This window comes from Bradyrhizobium sp. STM 3562 (genome assembly GCF_045571435.1).
GTDB lineage: Bacteria > Pseudomonadota > Alphaproteobacteria > Rhizobiales > Xanthobacteraceae > Bradyrhizobium.
In genome coordinates this window covers 4,110,191-4,125,528 of record NZ_CP120694.1, presented here as the reverse complement: position 1 = coordinate 4,125,528, position 15,338 = coordinate 4,110,191, and the positions used below count along the sequence as shown (strand labels likewise).

At 63.1% G+C, this 15,338-nt stretch carries 15 protein-coding genes; 9 read left to right on the top strand and 6 right to left on the bottom strand.

The window, feature by feature from the left end; genetic code table 11:
• Positions 1–109: 109 nt before the first annotated feature.
• Positions 110–1,174: a ketopantoate reductase family protein gene (locus P6U23_RS18990; protein ID WP_407181209.1), complete on the bottom strand. Its 1,065-nt coding sequence runs from the start codon at positions 1,172–1,174 to the stop codon at positions 110–112.
• 247 nt (positions 1,175–1,421) lie between these two features.
• On the opposite strand from P6U23_RS18990, the gene P6U23_RS18985 reads away from it, so the two are divergent.
• Complete coding sequence (locus P6U23_RS18985) at positions 1,422–2,048, top strand: LysE family translocator (protein ID WP_407181208.1); 627 nt, start codon at positions 1,422–1,424, stop codon at positions 2,046–2,048.
• Here the strand turns inward: P6U23_RS18985 and P6U23_RS18980 are convergent.
• The gene (locus P6U23_RS18980) at positions 2,022–2,603 is read right to left on the bottom strand and encodes a TetR/AcrR family transcriptional regulator (RefSeq protein WP_407181207.1); all 582 of its coding nucleotides are present in this window, start codon (positions 2,601–2,603) and stop codon (positions 2,022–2,024) included. The genes P6U23_RS18985 and P6U23_RS18980 overlap by 27 nt on opposite strands.
• Positions 2,604–2,782: 179 nt before the next feature.
• On the opposite strand from P6U23_RS18980, the gene P6U23_RS18975 reads away from it, so the two are divergent.
• Complete coding sequence (locus tag P6U23_RS18975) at positions 2,783–3,178, top strand: tautomerase family protein (protein ID WP_407181517.1); 396 nt, start codon at positions 2,783–2,785, stop codon at positions 3,176–3,178.
• Between the two features lie 214 nt (positions 3,179–3,392).
• Here P6U23_RS18975 and P6U23_RS18970 read toward each other — a convergent pair whose 3' ends face one another.
• A complete protein-coding gene (locus tag P6U23_RS18970; protein ID WP_407181206.1) occupies positions 3,393–4,670 on the bottom strand; it encodes an ArgE/DapE family deacylase in 1,278 nt (425 codons plus the stop codon).
• A 148-nt stretch (positions 4,671–4,818) separates the two neighbouring features.
• On the opposite strand from P6U23_RS18970, the gene P6U23_RS18965 reads away from it, so the two are divergent.
• A complete protein-coding gene (locus P6U23_RS18965; RefSeq protein ID WP_407181516.1) occupies positions 4,819–5,076 on the top strand; it encodes a DUF6719 family protein in 258 nt (85 codons plus the stop codon).
• 80 nt (positions 5,077–5,156) lie between these two features.
• On the opposite strand, the gene P6U23_RS18960 is transcribed toward P6U23_RS18965, so the two are convergent.
• The gene (locus tag P6U23_RS18960; protein ID WP_407181205.1) at positions 5,157–5,705 is read right to left on the bottom strand and encodes a CreA family protein; all 549 of its coding nucleotides are present in this window, start codon (positions 5,703–5,705) and stop codon (positions 5,157–5,159) included.
• A 360-nt stretch (positions 5,706–6,065) separates the two neighbouring features.
• On the opposite strand from P6U23_RS18960, the gene P6U23_RS18955 reads away from it, so the two are divergent.
• The 6 genes from P6U23_RS18955 (at position 6,066) to P6U23_RS18930 (ending at position 12,403) form a co-directional block, all read left to right on the top strand.
• Positions 6,066–7,733, top strand: a complete 1,668-nt coding sequence (locus tag P6U23_RS18955) for a L,D-transpeptidase (protein ID WP_407181204.1) — start codon at positions 6,066–6,068, stop codon at positions 7,731–7,733.
• A gap of 133 nt (positions 7,734–7,866) precedes the next feature.
• Positions 7,867–9,501, top strand: coding sequence for a hypothetical protein (locus tag P6U23_RS18950; protein ID WP_407181203.1), 1,635 nt, complete (start codon positions 7,867–7,869; stop codon positions 9,499–9,501).
• Between the two features lie 67 nt (positions 9,502–9,568).
• On the top strand, positions 9,569–10,144 hold the full coding sequence (locus tag P6U23_RS18945) for a glutathione peroxidase (protein ID WP_407181202.1): 576 nt from the start codon (positions 9,569–9,571) through the stop codon (positions 10,142–10,144).
• Between the two features lie 186 nt (positions 10,145–10,330).
• Positions 10,331–11,302, top strand: coding sequence for a polysaccharide deacetylase family protein (locus P6U23_RS18940; RefSeq protein ID WP_407181201.1), 972 nt, complete (start codon positions 10,331–10,333; stop codon positions 11,300–11,302).
• A 143-nt stretch (positions 11,303–11,445) separates the two neighbouring features.
• A complete protein-coding gene (locus P6U23_RS18935; protein WP_407181200.1) occupies positions 11,446–11,826 on the top strand; it encodes a dihydroneopterin aldolase in 381 nt (126 codons plus the stop codon).
• A 4-nt stretch (positions 11,827–11,830) separates the two neighbouring features.
• Positions 11,831–12,403, top strand: coding sequence for a dihydrofolate reductase (locus tag P6U23_RS18930; RefSeq protein ID WP_407181199.1), 573 nt, complete (start codon positions 11,831–11,833; stop codon positions 12,401–12,403).
• Positions 12,404–12,415: 12 nt separating this feature from the next.
• Here P6U23_RS18930 and P6U23_RS18925 read toward each other — a convergent pair whose 3' ends face one another.
• Both P6U23_RS18925 and P6U23_RS18920 read right to left on the bottom strand, forming a co-directional pair.
• Positions 12,416–12,868 (bottom strand): DoxX family protein, encoded by a 453-nt coding sequence (locus P6U23_RS18925; RefSeq protein ID WP_407181198.1) that lies wholly within the window; start codon positions 12,866–12,868, stop codon positions 12,416–12,418.
• Between the two features lie 140 nt (positions 12,869–13,008).
• Complete coding sequence (locus P6U23_RS18920; RefSeq protein WP_407181197.1) at positions 13,009–15,318, bottom strand: NADP-dependent malic enzyme; 2,310 nt, start codon at positions 15,316–15,318, stop codon at positions 13,009–13,011.
• Between the last annotated feature and the right edge of the window lie 20 nt (positions 15,319–15,338).

The following is a 15,338-nucleotide window of genomic DNA, read 5'->3' as shown; positions in this document are numbered from 1 at the left end:
GGTTGGCTTCACGGTGGACTGAAGCCTCCCGAATGAGGGTGGCTGGGCCTAACTTCGCCGCAGGTTGAAATCGCGTCTCGCGCCCCGTCGCGAACTGCGAGGGCGCACCTCACAATGAACCGGATCCGCCCGGCACGATCCTCTCGTTCAGTTTCTGATCGACGGTCTCGACCGTGCGGTCGATCTCGGCGTTGGGCATGCGAAGCTGATGCGAGATCAACTTCACCAGAAGATCGACCCGCTCGATGAAGGGCGCTCCACTGGCCACCGCCCGCGCCGCCGATGAAGGCTTGAGCAGGCTTTCCGCCGCCTTGGCATATTTCTCGAAAGGAACCTGATCCTTCGCCTCCGCCCCCAGACGCCGGGCCACAGTGTCGACATGCTCGTAGATGGACTGCGAGAGCTTCAGATCGCCGTGCACGGCATCCCGGATCGATTGCGGCTCGTGCAGCGTGATGCAGCGGTAATTCCCGGTGAGTAGCATCGACCACTTGGCCAGCGGGACGAACAGCGAGTCGAACACTTTGAGCTTCACCGGCACGTCGTGGCCATCCAATGTCACCGCGTCGATGTCCGCTTCCAGCTCCCGAAGCACTTTGTTGTGCGTTTCATCTGCAAATGTCGCCGCCTTGAAGTTTGTCGGCAGCCCGACATGAAGGACGTTCGCCGCCTCTTCCGGCGGACGGAAGGCCTGCGGATCAGGCGAACAGAGCGTCACCAGCCCCGGCTTGAACCGCTCCCACACCTGCGCATTGGTGTAGGCCTCCTCGAGATTCATGTCCGCCAATGCCGGAATCCGCTTGAGATAGGGCAAGGGCGGCATGTTCATGATCGAAAGACAAGGCAGCCTCGCCTCGGCGATTTTGACCATGAGAACGCGGACCGTGTGATTGGCGTATTGCGGTTCCTGCATCGCAAGCGCAACCAGATCATAGCGGGAGACGTCGACGTCAGCAGGCGTCGTCGCATCCAAGGTGCCGGGCAGATCGCGTGAGAAGATTGCCCGGTGCACCGCCTCGTCACGCAGCTTGACGCGGACTTCGGTACCATCGCGGTTGATAAGCTCCGCCGTCTTCTTGCGGCAAACCAGGGTCACGTTGTGACCTGCCATCAAGAGCTTCGTCCCCAGCAGGGAGCCGTAGGAGGCCCCAAGGATCAGAATGTTGCGCGCCATGCTCTCCCTTTCACTCCCTTTTTGCTTCTACGCATTCTACTTCTACGCCCAACGCAAGCTGGGCTTTCCATTGGCGATCCCCCCGGCAGGAAACGGACCGGCTAGGGCTTACATTAGAAGATGGGAATAGCAAGCGTCGCCCGGATGACCGCAGGCGACATCCGGATTTTCCCGGGGCAAGCTCCCCGGGGATTATGCTACTGATCCGCATGTAGATTTCGTGCGGTGAAGCGATTATCGGTGAGCGATGCCCAGTTTCCAGATCTTGCTCCTGTTCTTGGCAGCGGCGCTGCTTGTGGCGATCACACCGGGACCAGGCATCTTCTACATCGTGGCGCGAACGCTCGCCGGCGGCAGAACGGAAGGATTGGCATCGAGCGTTGGCCTCGGTCTCGGCGGGCTTGTCCACGTTCTCGCCGGCGGCGTCGGCCTCTCCGCGCTCGTGATGGCAAGCGCGAAAGCCTTCACCTTGCTGAAGATCGCGGGAGCCCTTTATCTGATCTGGCTCGGGCTCAAGACGTGGCGCGGAGCGCGCCTCGCCGAACCAACCGAGGTGCGGACAACCGGGCTGCGCCGGGCCTTTCGCGAAGGCATCGTCGTCGAGGCGCTGAACCCGAAGACGGCCGCATTCTTTCTCGCCTTCATCCCGCAATTCGTCGACCCCTCCGCGAACGTGGCCACGCAGTTCATCGTCCTCGGGCTCATCTCGGTTGCGCTCAACACCAGCGTTGATTTGATCGTGACCTTTGGGGCAGCGAAAGCGCGAGCCGGGCTTGCAAGGCGACCCTCATTGATCGACAGGACGCGGCAGGCGTCGGGCGCCGTCATGTGCGGATTGGGGGCTACGCTACTCTTTGCGCGTCGCGCGGGTTGATGTCCCGAGGATCAGATTCACCGTGTGTGTGGCAATCCTCTGAAGCTGGGTCTCGTCGCCGAAGGCGCGTTCAAGCACGGCCAGTCCGCGCGTCACGGTGACAATGTGTAACGCAGCGATTTCAGGGGCTCCCTTGAACTCGCCTCTCTTAGCGCCCTTGGACAACGCTTCCTGGACGAGACCGGTGATACGAGCCACGAAATCCGCGAAGGCGCGCCGTGCGTTCTCATCCAGCCCCTCACCTTCGACCGACGCCAATTCCATCAGGCCCCGCGTGGTAGGACATCCGCGGGGCGGCGAGCCGGAACGGAAATTCTTGATTGTCAGATCGAAGAACGCTGTCAGGCGATCGCGCAATGTCCCCGAGCTGAGCGCCCTTTGAACAGAGCTCAGATATTCGCTCGCATAGCGCTCGTAGGCGCAGAGGAATAGCAATTCCTTGCTGCCAAACGCGTTGTAGAGGCTGCCGCGCTGGACCTTCGCTTCACGCGCGATGTCCGAGAGCGACGTTCCGCGCACACCTTTGCGCCAAAATTGATCGAACGCGATGCGCAAGACGTCGTCATGGTCAAACTCTCGCGGCCGCATGTTCTCTCTCCTCTGGACTCCAATAGGTCCAATCCCCGCTCCTGATGCGCGCCAAAAGTTATTTGACACGACGTCAAGAATGTGTTTTTGACATCGTGTTTAAAACAATGAAGCTGACAGCTCATTTCGTCAAGGAGGATCACACCATGCCGCTCACCCGTATCTCTCTGCGCCGGGGCAAGCCCACCGCCTACCGGCAGGCCATTCTCGACGGGCTCTACGAAGCGATGCGCGAGACCTTCAATGTGCCCGAGGATGACTTCTTCATGGTAGTCGCGGAGCATGACGCGGCTGACTTCCGCTGCAGCCCCACTTATCTCGGAATCGCGCGCAGCGATGATCTCGTCATCATTGAGCTGACCGTCAACAACACGCGTACGCTTGCGCAAAAGAAGGCGCTTTATCGCCGCATCGCCGAAAAGCTCGTCAACAATCCCGGCGTTCGCCCGGAGGATGTCTTCATCAATCTCGTTGAGACGCTGCCCGAGAACTGGTCCCTCGGCCACGGCATCGCGCAGTACGCCGCGGACACGGCGGCGTGAAAGCGGCACTGGTAAACGTCATTGCGATCCCGCTCCGCAGCTTAAGCCGCTTTTTCAATGCCATCGCGCCTGGCGCGGCTGGCTCCAGTTACGGCCATCGTTTGGGAGCTATCCCGGATCCGCTGCGCTCATCTGGGCTGCTGACTCGCGCGGTTCGCCGAGTCGACAAACACTTCCGCCCGCAATGGCACCGCGGCGGCGCGCGCTCCGCATCTCACGCCTTCTCCACCCCGCACCATTCCGCAATGAACAGCGCGGTCGCCTTGGTCGATTTGCGCAAGCTCTGCAGATCGACATATTCGTTGAAGCCGTGCATGGCCGCGCCGGCGGCGCCAAAGCACAGGCTCGGGATATTGTAGTTCAATCCGTAGAAGCGCGTATCGGTCAGCGCTGTGAAGACAAGGTCCTCGACCTCGCCCCCGTAGGCCGCCGCATAGGCCTTGCCGAACGCGGCTTCGGGCTCCGCGGAGTCCTTCAGCTCATAGCCTTCGGAGAGGAAACCCGACCATTCCACATCAGGCGGATTGTTGGAGAGGAAACGATGATCGCGCGCGGCGGCCGCAACGCAGGCGCGAATCTCGTTCTGCGCCTCTGCAATCAACCAGCCCGGCAGAACCGCAATGCGGCAGTCGACGTCGCACCAGGCCGGCACGCTGGACGCCCAGTCGCCGCCCCTGATGATGCCCGGATTGAAATTGATCGGGTGGGTGAGCCCCTTGAAATGGCGGTCACTCTTGGCGCGCTCGTTCCATTCGGCTTCCAGCTTCTGCAACGCGCCGATCAGATGATAGGCCGCGGTAATGGCATTGGCGCCGATGCCTGCCTCGAACACATGCGCCGGATGGCCGCGCACCTTCAGGCGAAACCAGATCACGCCAACCTGCGAGCGCACCATCTTGCCGCCGGTCGGCTCGGGGATGAAGCATGCATCCGCCCGATAGCCGCGCTGCAAAGTCGAGAGCGCGCCGACGCCGGTGCTCTCTTCCTCGATCACGGATTGAAAGTGAATCCGCGCCGTCGGCTTGAAGCCCGCGGCCTTGATCGCATCGAGCGCGTACAGCGCGCCGATCGTCCCCGACTTCATGTCGCAGGCGCCGCGCCCATACATCTTGCCGTCCCTGACCACGGGCGAAAATGGCGGCGTCTCCCACATCTCCAGCGGGCCTGCCGGCACGACATCGCAATGACCCTGCAGGATCAGCGATTTTCCGGACACGGTGGCGGGCCGGTAGGTGCCGACCACGGTACGTGCCCTCGAGAAATCGTGTTCGACAGGTCCGAAGCCGCGCAGGTCCTTCAGCTCGTCGAGATCGATATGCCAATCGTCGACCTCATAACCGCGTTCGCGCAGGAGATCGCCGATCATGTCCTGGCACGGCCCCTCCGCACCGCGGGTCGAGGGGATCGCAACAAAATCACGCGTCGTCGCGAGTTGCGCGTCGAAAGCCGCATCGACTGCTTCGAGGATCCTCTGTGTCGTTTCGCTGTTCATCTGCGCCCTTGTTCCTATTGCCGCCGTATCAAATCACGCCTCGCGGGAAGTCGGGCAGCCTTTCGCTCTCTTTCAGAATCAGAAGCCCGTCCCTACAGTCACGGCCCGCAAACTGGACACTCGAAGCTGGATGCTTGGCCCCGTCATGATGCTGCCGTTATGCGTCCGCCTTTGCCACGTCACCGCGCTCGCCCTGGCGCTCGCCGCGCTCGCGCGACCTGCTCATGCGCAGTATGTCGGACGTGAGCAGGACATCGTCAGCTTGCGGCTGGGTCAACGTGTTCTGGTCGATGACGGTACCTGCCCCGCCGGCGAGGTCAAGGAAGTCTCCGGTGCAAAAATGTCACCGACCGGTGTTGTCCCAGCCCGTAAATGCGTGCCTCGCCTCGGACCGAAGAAGAAATAGGGGAAGGCGAGCCGATCTTGCCGGTCGGCATACCTCGTTCGTGTCGATAAGCGGCGTGGGCTCCGTCCCCGCCTCATGCGTCACTGGATGAAGTCGCCGCATTTCTGCACGCTGCTGTCAGCGGCTCCCCACGGCATGATCGGCACGGTCGAGGTCGAGTTCTTCGGCGAGCCTTCGATCAGCTTGTCGGAATAGACCATGTACACCAGCACGTTGCGCTTGGCGTCGCAGCCGCGAACGATTTGCATCTTCTTGAAGAACATCGAACGGCGCTGCCGAAACATGTCGTCGGCCTGCTCCAGCTTGTGCTTGAAGCGGATCGGACCGATCTGGCGGCAGGCCAGCGAAATGTCCGAGACCTGTTCGGCGAGCCCGAGCCAACCTTTGAAGCCGCCCTTCTCCGGCACGGTGAAATGGCAGGCGACCCCCTCCACCTCCGGATCGTCGATGCCGTAGGTCGCGAGCTTGTCGTTCGGGCTCATCAGCTTGAACACCGTGGAGCGGCGAAAGATCAGGTCGGGCTCGTCGGCGGCGCGCGCTGCACAAAACGAAAATGTGAACAAGACCGGCAGCAGCAGGGCAAGCCTGCTCAAGCCGCTGTTAAATTTGGTTACAGCTCGTGAACTCATTGGAATCTCCGGGTCTGCCGATCTCAAGGCGCTAACGCCGTACGGCCGCCTGCCATCCGCAGGTCGAATCGAAAAACAGCACTAAATCATAGATTTGCGCACGTCATTGCGTACGGCTCGAGGCGCGTTTTGGACCAGCCTTAGATCGCAAACAAGGTCCGTGGCCGCGCTTTTGCCATCTAAGCGCGCCAAGACTTGACACGAGCGCCAAAGGGGTAAGCGCCAATTAACTGAATGTGAGGCTTTTTTGCTACGCTCCGCGCGCAAACTCGCGAAGATTCGAACCGCTACGCCAGTGAACGCGTTTTGCGTCTGCAACTACAAACCGCATAGAGCGGTCGGAGTTTGAGGATATTACGCGTGGGCTTCCATCGGGATTTGATTGCAGATCTGGCAAGCCCGCGATTTTGGCGGGCGGCCGCGCTGGCCGCCACCGGAGCCGTCGGCACGACCTCTCATGCGGACGCCGCGGTTTATTATTGGCGCGAGTATGACCCTGGCTATTACTATCGGCCTGAGCCCGCGCTTCAGCCGCGACGACCGAGGACACCGCATCCCGTCAAGAAGGATATTGCCGAAAAGGACGCCGCGGCCAAACCGCAATCACCTCTGATCATCGCGGTCTCGATCAACAAGCAACAGGTGAAGATCTACGACGCGAACGGCTTCTTCGCACAGGCGCCGGTATCGACGGGCATGCGGGGCCACCCAACGCCGATGGGCGTGTTCAGCGTCATCCAGAAGCACAAATGGCATCACTCCAACATCTATAGCGGCGCGCCGATGCCGTACATGCAGCGCATCACCTGGTCGGGCGTTGCCTTGCATGCCGGCGTGCTCCCGGGCTATCCGGCTTCGCATGGCTGCATCCGCATGCCCGAGGCCTTCGCGATCAAGATGTGGAATTGGACCCGGCTCGGTGCGCGCGTGCTCGTCACGCCGGGCGAGCTGGTGCCCGAGAGCTTCTCGCATCCCCTGCTCCCCAGCCTGAAGGTCCCGCTGCAATCGGCATCGTCTACGGGGACTGACAGCAGTGATGCGCTAGCAGCGAAGGCCGATAAGGGCACGGTCGAAGGCAAGCCAACCGAGGTCACGCTGGAGCTGCGATCCACTGTCGGTCACGGCGTGACGGCGGACGCGGCGCCGGGCGAAAAGACCCGCACCGCCGACGCCACCGGCGATACGGGGACCGGCGAGGCCCCCGCTACAATGTCGGACGCATCTTTGGGGTCGAAGGGAGATGTGATCGAACTCGCCAATGCAGCGCCGAGGTCGGGGGGCGATTCAGACCAAGCCGATGCCGCAGCTAATGCTGACAGTCATACTCCCAAGCCCGAGACCACGGGGGCCGCACGCCAGACCGATCCCGCTGACGTAAAGGCGGAAGCCGTAAAGGCGGGGCCGAAGCAGGACGACGCCAACCCCGAAGCCACCAATCCGGCTACGGCTGCGCCGACTGAGAATGGCAAGCCGGATGCGGCCACGGACACCACGCCCGGCAGCGATGCCGGTAAGGATCAGACCCGCCCGCCTGACGCGGCAAAAGCTCCAGCCGCAAGGGTCGAGATCGCCAGGCGCGGCGGCCAGATCGCGGTGTTCGTCAGCCGCAAGGACTCCAAGCTTTATGTGCGGCAGAATTTTGCGCCGCTCTTCGATGTCGCCGTGACGATCGCGCCCAGCGACCGCCCGCTCGGCACGCATGTGTTCACCGCCGCCATCGACAAGACCGACGCCAACGTGCTGCACTGGACGGTGGTCTCGCTGCCGGTCTCCTCTCGCAGCCTTCGGCGCGAGAACGAGCGCGCGCTGACGCACCGCAAGGGCGCGCGTCCGGTTGCGGACGAGGTCAAGCCGTTGCCGGTCCCGGACAGCCCGGCCGAGGCGCTGGACCGGATCACCGTGCCCGCCGACGTGATGGCCCGCATCGCGGAGGCGCTCACGACAGGCAGTTCGATCATCGTTTCCGATCAGGGTATCAATCAGGGCGAAACCGGCGAAGGCACGGATTTCATCGTCTCCCTGCGCTAGACCGTGCGAGGGATCCGAAGGGCCGCGCTGCGCTGGGCGGGAACCGGGACACGCGAAGCGCGGACAGCACGATTGCCAGGGCCATCGCGCTGCGGTCGCTTTATCGAAGCGGGTCGGCTAAAACACCCCCCGCATGACCCAGCTTTCCACGCCCGCCGAGGCGGCCGCGCCGCGATCCGATGTCACCGATGATGCCTTCGACCGGCTGACTCCGCTTGGCTGGAGCAAGGGCCTGGCCGCGATCGTCGCTGGCCTTGCCGCGTCATTCCTCCTGTTCGGCTATGCGCTCGTCTACTGGCGCAACGCCGACATGGATTTCATGGTGATCTACAACGCGCTTGTCATGAACGATGGCAAGCCGCAGCATTTCTTCGATCACACCGCTTATCTCACCATTCTGGCGGTCAAATCATGGTTCCGCCTGCTGCACGGCGCGGGCCTGCTCGATGCTTATACGCTGCCGTCAATTCCAAAGGCGAGCGACGTCGCAGCTTTCGATTCCGCAATGACGGCGGCCGTGCGGGCTGGACGCGTGCTCGCTTTCCTGATCGCGATCGGCTGCGTGCTGATCTTCGCAGGCCTCATGCGCTTCATCGTGCGCGACTGGCGCGTCGCCATGCTGGCCGTGCTGGCTTTCGCCTTGTCCGGCGGCATTGCCGTCCATTCGCGGATTCTGCGCAGCGAGCTGGTCGCCGCATGCCCCGTCATTTTCGCGCTGATGATCCTGATTGCCAGCGGGCGCCGCGCCACTGCATGGCGTCCGCTCGCAATTGCGCTCGCGGCCGCTCTTTGCGTGCTGGGGCTGGAGAACAAGGTACAGGCGATCCTGTTGGTCGGCGTGCTTCCGGTCGTGATCCTGTCCTTTGGCGGCGCGCGAAGCGCGAGCGTTGCCTTCTGGCAAAATACGCGCTGGAGCTGGGTTGCGGCCGCATTCGCCGGCGCGGTCGCGCTCGCCGCGGCTTGGGCCGCGTGGCCACTGCTGGCAACCGGTTTCGATCGCCACCTGCTGGACGCCGCGGAATTCCATCCGCTGCTCCTAGCCCGCTATGGGATCTATCAAGCCGCCCTCGCCGTTCTCATCGGCGCCTGCATGATCGCCTACGCCCTGCTGTGGGGGATCAGCACCGCCGAGACGCTGACCTCGATCTGCGCGGCGCTCGCCGGCGCCGCCCTCACGCTGCTCCTGCTTGATGTCGATTACAACACGAGCAATGTCATTGCCGTGTTCAATCCGCTCGAGAAGATGCTGACCTTCGCCGATGCCGGCACCTCCAGCGCCGCGAGCGGATCGAACCCCGCCGCTGCCTTGCTGTTGCTGCTTCAGGGTTTCGGGTCTGTCCTCGCCCGCTACACCTTTGTCCTGCACTCCTCCGCGCGGCCAACCGTGTTTCTGACCTGGCTGATCATTCCCGGCATCGTCTATGCCTACAGGCGCGGCGAAAAGCGCGCCGCGCTGCAGTCGCTGCTCTTGATGCTCGCGGCGATCGCGATCGATACGCTTGGCGTAAGGCGCGGGCTGAAATCCGAATATTTCATTTTCACCGATCCGCTGATCATCCTCGCCGGCGCCGTTCTGCTCGACCGCCTGCGCGATCTGCGCTTCCACAAATGGGCCTATCCGATCGCCGTGACGCTGGCGGCGTTGCACATCGCGGTCGGCCAGGCCGAGCCGATCAAGTACGCGCTCAAGCGCACCGGCCCGGAGTCGGTTTGCGAGTGGAATGGCTATTACATGCCGCTGTTACCGCTGCCCTGGTGCCACACATAACGCTTTCTTGAGCGGCGGGCGGTGATCGGCTCGGCTATCGTCGCGGGTAGCTGCAAGGGAGGCTGCCATGATCGACCGCAGGACCGTGATCGCGGGCTCCTTCGCCACGCTTGCCGCTTCCGTGGCGAACGACAATGCGCGTGCCGACCCCGCGATGAGCCGTATCACGGCCTACGCGTTTTCCTTCCCGGCGCTATCGGGCGCAGAGATCCGACTCGCTGAGTACACCGGCCGCCCGCTGCTCGTCGTCAACACGGCCTCGCTGTGCGGCTACACGCCCCAATATGCCGGGCTGCAGCAGCTCTGGACCGAGTTTCACGACCGAGGCTTCGGGCTGATCGGCGTTCCCTCCAATGATTTCGGCGGCCAGGAGCCGGGCGGCGCGGCCGAGATCGCGGAGACCGCACGCCACCAATATGCCGTTACCTTTCCGATCGCCGCAAAGGCCGTGGTCATCGGCCCGAACGCGCATCCTTTCTACAGATGGGCCGCCGAAGCTCGACCCAAGGATGTTCCGCGCTGGAACTTTCACAAATACCTCATCGGCCGCGACGGCTACATTGCCGACGTGTTCGCATCGCCAGTCGAACCGACCGACACCCGCATCAAAGTGGCAATCGCCAGGGCCCTTGCCGACGCCTGAAAGAGGAGCTGTCGAATTAACCGGTCCACCGACAATTCGGCTACTCGCGCCTCGAATCGTTGCCTTGGCCGCCGGTCCGATTATGATGTTTCGGGGTGAAACGGTCCGGCTGACGGCGCTTGCGCCACCTAGCCGAGCGGCACAGGGTCGCCGCGTGCTGAGCGGCGCAAATCGAGGAAAAGCAAGATGCGTATAGCGGCAGGATTGATCTTCGCAGTTTCGCTGTGTGCGCCTGGCGTCGCTTGGTCGCAGAGCGCCTCTCCCAAGCCCGCCGCTGCGGCTCCACAAGCCGCGCCCGCTCAACCCGCGCCACAGCAGCAGGCCACGGCAACGCCCGCTCCCAAGCAGGTCCAGCCCGCGCGACCGCCCTGCAACAATCCCAATGCGCTCGGCGTCGGCCGCACCGTGGAGATCGACACCACAGGTGGACCGGGCTTCGGCTTCGAGCATTTCAAGGAGCTCGACTTCCTGCATGACCACGAAGTGGTGCTGACCTTCGACGACGGTCCGTGGCCGGAGAACACGCCGTCGGTGTTGAAGACGCTGGCCGACGAATGCACCACCGGCATCTTCTTCTCGATCGGCAAGCATGCGACCTACTATCCCGAGATCCTCAAGCAGGTTTACGCTGCCGGCCACACCGTCGGCACGCACACCTGGTCGCACGCGAACCTGAACAACAAGAAGCTCACGGACGATCAGCGCAAGGATGAAATCGAGAAAGGCATCAGCGCGGTGAAGTGGGCGCTGGGCGGCATCTCGCCGGCGCCTTTCTTCCGTTTCCCGGCGCTGCAGCATCCGCCGCAGATGGTCACTTATCTCGGGACCCGCAACATCGCGATCTTCTCCTGCGACCTCGACTCCTTCGACTTCAAGGCCAAGAACGCCCAGCAGGTCATCGACGTCACCTTCAAGAAGCTCGACAAGCTCGGCAAGGGCATCATCCTGATGCACGACTTCCACAAGCACACGGCGGAAGCCCTGCCCGAGCTTCTGCACCGCCTGAAGGCCGGGGGCTACAAGGTCGTGGCGATGCGCGCCAAGGCGCCGGTGCAGTCGCTGCCGCAGTATGATGCCGAACTCCAGAAGGAGGATATCAAGCTGCCGACGGTGAGCCAGCGGCCGGTCTCGAGCGTCGTGACGACCGTCTCGCAATAGCTATCCGCAAGATCGCCAAGCCGCGGCCCGACTTGACCGCGGCTTGCAGATCTCCCGCCAGCAGGCCAGTATCCGCTCTTCACCCACGCGGGGCCCGCAAGCCGAGCTTGGCGCCTGCTCGATCAGCGAATAAATCTGATGTCATGAACTTTGCGCAATCGGACCACGTCATCGTACGGCTGAAGAACGTGGTCGTCGAGACCTCCTGCGGCATACATCCGTGGGAGCAGCACCCGGAACGGCCCAACAAGCTCTCGATCGACGTCACCCTGTTCGCCAGGCTCGAGCATCGGCGCCTCGAGCAGTTCGGCTACATCGACTACGATGGCATCAGGGACTTTCTGAAGCAGTTCCCAGACCGTCCGCACACGCCTTTGCTCGAAACCCTGCTTGATGAGATCGTCGAGAAGTGCTTCGCCGACGAACGCGTCGATGCCTGTCACGTCTCGATCACGAAATTGAACATCTTCAATGAGGCCCAACCGAGCGTCGAGGTCTATCGGACCCGCGCCAAGTGGAAATAGCCGGATGTCGGGAGCGACCCGCATGCCGGGCTTTCGCATCGAGGGCTACGTCATCGCCTCGGCCGACGGCATGCTTGCCAACGCCGATCACGCGATGGACGAACTGAAATTCGATGCCGACAAGGCCTTCTTCACGGCGGCGCTCGACCGCGCCGCTCTCATCGTGCATGGCCGGAATTCGCAGGAAGATCAGCCCAATTCGCCCAGGCGAAAACGGCTCATCCTGACCCGCAAGATCGCTTCGCTTGCTCCCGATGCCGCAAATCCCAAGGCGATCCTGTGGAATCCGGCCGGCTGCAGCTTCGAAGAAGCCTGCCAACTGGCCGGTGTGACATCGGGCACGGCCGCCGTCATCGGCGGGCCCAGCGTGTTCGACCTGTTCATGGATCGCTATGACACGTTCTGGCTGTCGCAGGCCGCGCGCGTGCGCCTGCCCGGCGGCGAGCCCTGCTTTGGCGGGGTCCCCGCGCGCTCGCCGCAACAGGTTCTCGCCTCGCACGGCCTGGCCGCCGGCGAGAGTCAAATCCTGGACGCAGCCAACGACGTCACCGTCACGCCATGGCGCCGGCCACGTTGAGCGAAGCCGGCGCTATACGTCCCCGTAGGCCGGCTCGGCCGGGCGCGGTCCTCTCCCGTAGCCGGCGATGATGAACAGAGCGCCGATGATCGAGAGATTCTTGAGCGCGTCGACCACGGTCTTGGCGTTCTCGGGCGGCGATTGATTCCAGAAGTCGTAGAAGAAGAAGGTCGAGGCGGCGATGTAGAGCATCAAGATGATCGCGAAGAAACGCACGCCGAAATTGAGCGCGATCATCAATCCCGCGATGACTTCGAACGCACCGGCGGCGATCGCAAGGACCTGCGGCATGGTCATGCCCGTCAGCGTTTCCACCTGCGTCGCGTAGGAGGCGAGCTGATCCGGAATCGCCAGCTTGCCTGCGATGAAATCGGCGGTCGCCTGCATGGCGAAGAGCTTGGTCGCGCCGACATAGATGAAGAGCACGGCAAACAAAACTCGCCCGAAAGTAATGAGAGCTGGCATGGTCGGCCTCGTCAGACGCGTGTCAGGCGCGGGATCGATCGCGAGAAAAGCGCAAGCGGATTATGGATGGTCCGCTGACGCTTTTCAAACGTCAATCGCGCCCCGACGCCCGAAAGCCGCAACGTCGGGAATCCCGGCTTTCAGGTGAAGAGGGCGGGCTGCTGCCGGCCAGCGTGCTCCTGGGCCTCCACGGCTGCGACTGCCGTCATGTTGAGAATGCCACGCGCAGTCACTGACGGCGTCAGAATATGGGCCGGCCGCGAGGGTCCAATCAGGATCGGCCCGACCGGGACGGCGTCCGTCAGCACCTTGACCATCTGATGGGCCACGTTGGCGGCATCCAGATTCGGCATCATCATGATGTTGGCTACGCCTTCGAGCAGCGAGTGCGGCAGGACCAGCTTTCGCGTGGCCTCCGACAGCGCGGTATCGCCCTGCATCTCGCCATCCGCTTCCAGCTCCGGATGATGTTCCTTCAGAAGTGCGGTGGCGCGGCGCACCTTGCGCGAGGACTCGGTGTCGTAGCTGCCGAAATCCGAATGCGAGAGGAAGGCGATCTTCGGCTTCAGATTGAAGCGCTGCACGTGGTTGGCGGCCAGCGCCGCGATCTCGGCCAGTTCTTCCGCGCTCGGATTGGAGCGCACCTCGGTGTCCGCGATGAAATAGGCGCCCTTGGCCGTGATCAACAGCCCGAGAGCCGCGAAGTCGCTGATCCCGGATGCGCAGCCGATGATCTCGCGCACGTGGCGCAAATGGCTCATATAGCGCCCTTCGACGCCGCAGATCATGGCATCGGCTTCGCCGCGGATCACGGCAAGCGCCGCGATGACAGTCGCGTTGGTGCGCACCACCGTGCGCGCGGCGTCCGGCGTGACGCCGCGGCGGCCGGCGACCTCGATGTAAGACTGCACGTAAGAGCGGTAACGCGGATCGTCCTCGGGGTTGACGAGGTCGAAATCCTTGCCCGCCTTGATCGAAAGCCCGAGCCGCTTGATGCGCGCTTCCACCACCGACGGCCGCCCAACCAGGATCGGCTTGGCCAGCTTTTCCTCGAGCACCTGCTGGGTGGCACGCAACACCCGCTCATCCTCGCCCTCGGCATAGATGACACGGACCGGCTGGGTCTTGGCTTTCGCAAACACCGGCTTCATGACAAGACCGGAGCGGAATGCGAAGCGCTCGAGGCCAGCGGTATATTCGTCAAAATTCTTGATCGGTCGCGTCGCGACGCCGGAATCCATCGCGGCTTTCGCTACCGCCGGCGCGATGCGCTGGATCAGCCGCGGATCGAACGGGCTCGGGATCAGCGAGCCGGGGCCAAACCCCTGCACCTCCGTGCTGTCAAAGCCGCGCGCGACCACGTCCGATGGTGCATCGCGTGCCAACTGCGCGATCGCTGCCACCGCCGCATGCTTCATCTCCTCGTTGATCGCGGTGGCGCCGACATCGAGCGCGCCGCGGAAGATGAAGGGGAAGCAGAGGACGTTGTTGACCTGGTTGGGGAAATCCGAGCGGCCGGTGCAGATCATGGCATCGGGCCGCGCCGCGCGCGCCTCATCGGGCATGATCTCCGGGACCGGATTGGCGAGCGCAAGCACCAGCGGCTGGTCCGCCATCTGCTTGACCATGTCCGGCGTCAGCACATTCGGCGCCGAAAGGCCCAAGAAGATATCCGCGCCGCCGATCACGTCCGCAAGCTTCCGCTTGTCGGTCTTCTGCGCATAGACCTCTTTCCAGCGGTCCATCAGGGTGTTGCGGCCCTGGTAAACCAGGCCCTCGATGTCGCAGACCCAGATGTTCTTGCGCTGCGCGCCCATCGACACGAGCAGGTTGAGGCAGGCGAGCGCGGCCGCGCCGGCCCCCGATGCAACGATCTTCACATCCGGGAGCTTCTTGCCGTTCAGCAGTAACGCATTGGTGATCGCCGCGCCGACGATGATGGCGGTGCCATGCTGGTCGTCGTGGAAGACCGGGATCTTCATGCGCTCCTTCAGGCGCGCTTCGATCTCGAAACATTCCGGACCCTTGATGTCCTCGAGATTGATGCCGCCAAACGTCGGCTCCAGCGCCGCCACCGTCTCCACCACACGCTCGATCGTGTCGGCGGCGATTTCGATGTCGAAGACATCGATGCCGGCGAATTTCTTGAACAGGACGGCCTTGCCCTCCATCACCGGCTTGGAGGCCAGCGGTCCGATATTGCCGAGCCCGAGCACGGCGGTGCCGTTGGAGACGACCGCGACCAGATTGGATCGCGCGGTCAGCGCCGCCGCCTGGGCGGGCTCCTTGGCGATCTCCGTACAGGCGGCCGCAACGCCCGGGGAATAGGCGAGCGCCAAGTCGCGCTGGTTGGCCAGCGGCTTGATCGCCTGGATTTCGAGTTTTCCCGGCCGCGGCAGCCGATGATAGGCCAGCGCCGCGGAATGGAGATCTTCAGAATAGGACGACATGCATTCTCCCGCTTTCCGGC

Coding starts and splice junctions, on each gene's coding strand:
- P6U23_RS18965 (WP_407181516.1), top strand. CDS start 4,819: ATGCTGCCGTTATGCGTCCGCCTTTGCCACGTCACCGCGCTCGCCCTG.
- P6U23_RS18990 (WP_407181209.1), bottom strand. CDS start 1,174: ATGGCGCGCAACATTCTGATCCTTGGGGCCTCCTACGGCTCCCTGCTG.
- P6U23_RS18950 (WP_407181203.1), top strand. CDS start 7,867: ATGACCCAGCTTTCCACGCCCGCCGAGGCGGCCGCGCCGCGATCCGAT.
- P6U23_RS18975 (WP_407181517.1), top strand. CDS start 2,783: ATGCCGCTCACCCGTATCTCTCTGCGCCGGGGCAAGCCCACCGCCTAC.
- P6U23_RS18960 (WP_407181205.1), bottom strand. CDS start 5,705: ATGAGTTCACGAGCTGTAACCAAATTTAACAGCGGCTTGAGCAGGCTT.
- P6U23_RS18940 (WP_407181201.1), top strand. CDS start 10,331: ATGCGTATAGCGGCAGGATTGATCTTCGCAGTTTCGCTGTGTGCGCCT.
- P6U23_RS18925 (WP_407181198.1), bottom strand. CDS start 12,868: ATGCCAGCTCTCATTACTTTCGGGCGAGTTTTGTTTGCCGTGCTCTTC.
- P6U23_RS18970 (WP_407181206.1), bottom strand. CDS start 4,670: ATGAACAGCGAAACGACACAGAGGATCCTCGAAGCAGTCGATGCGGCT.
- P6U23_RS18920 (WP_407181197.1), bottom strand. CDS start 15,318: ATGTCGTCCTATTCTGAAGATCTCCATTCCGCGGCGCTGGCCTATCAT.
- P6U23_RS18985 (WP_407181208.1), top strand. CDS start 1,422: ATGCCCAGTTTCCAGATCTTGCTCCTGTTCTTGGCAGCGGCGCTGCTT.
- P6U23_RS18945 (WP_407181202.1), top strand. CDS start 9,569: ATGATCGACCGCAGGACCGTGATCGCGGGCTCCTTCGCCACGCTTGCC.
- P6U23_RS18935 (WP_407181200.1), top strand. CDS start 11,446: ATGAACTTTGCGCAATCGGACCACGTCATCGTACGGCTGAAGAACGTG.
- P6U23_RS18930 (WP_407181199.1), top strand. CDS start 11,831: ATGTCGGGAGCGACCCGCATGCCGGGCTTTCGCATCGAGGGCTACGTC.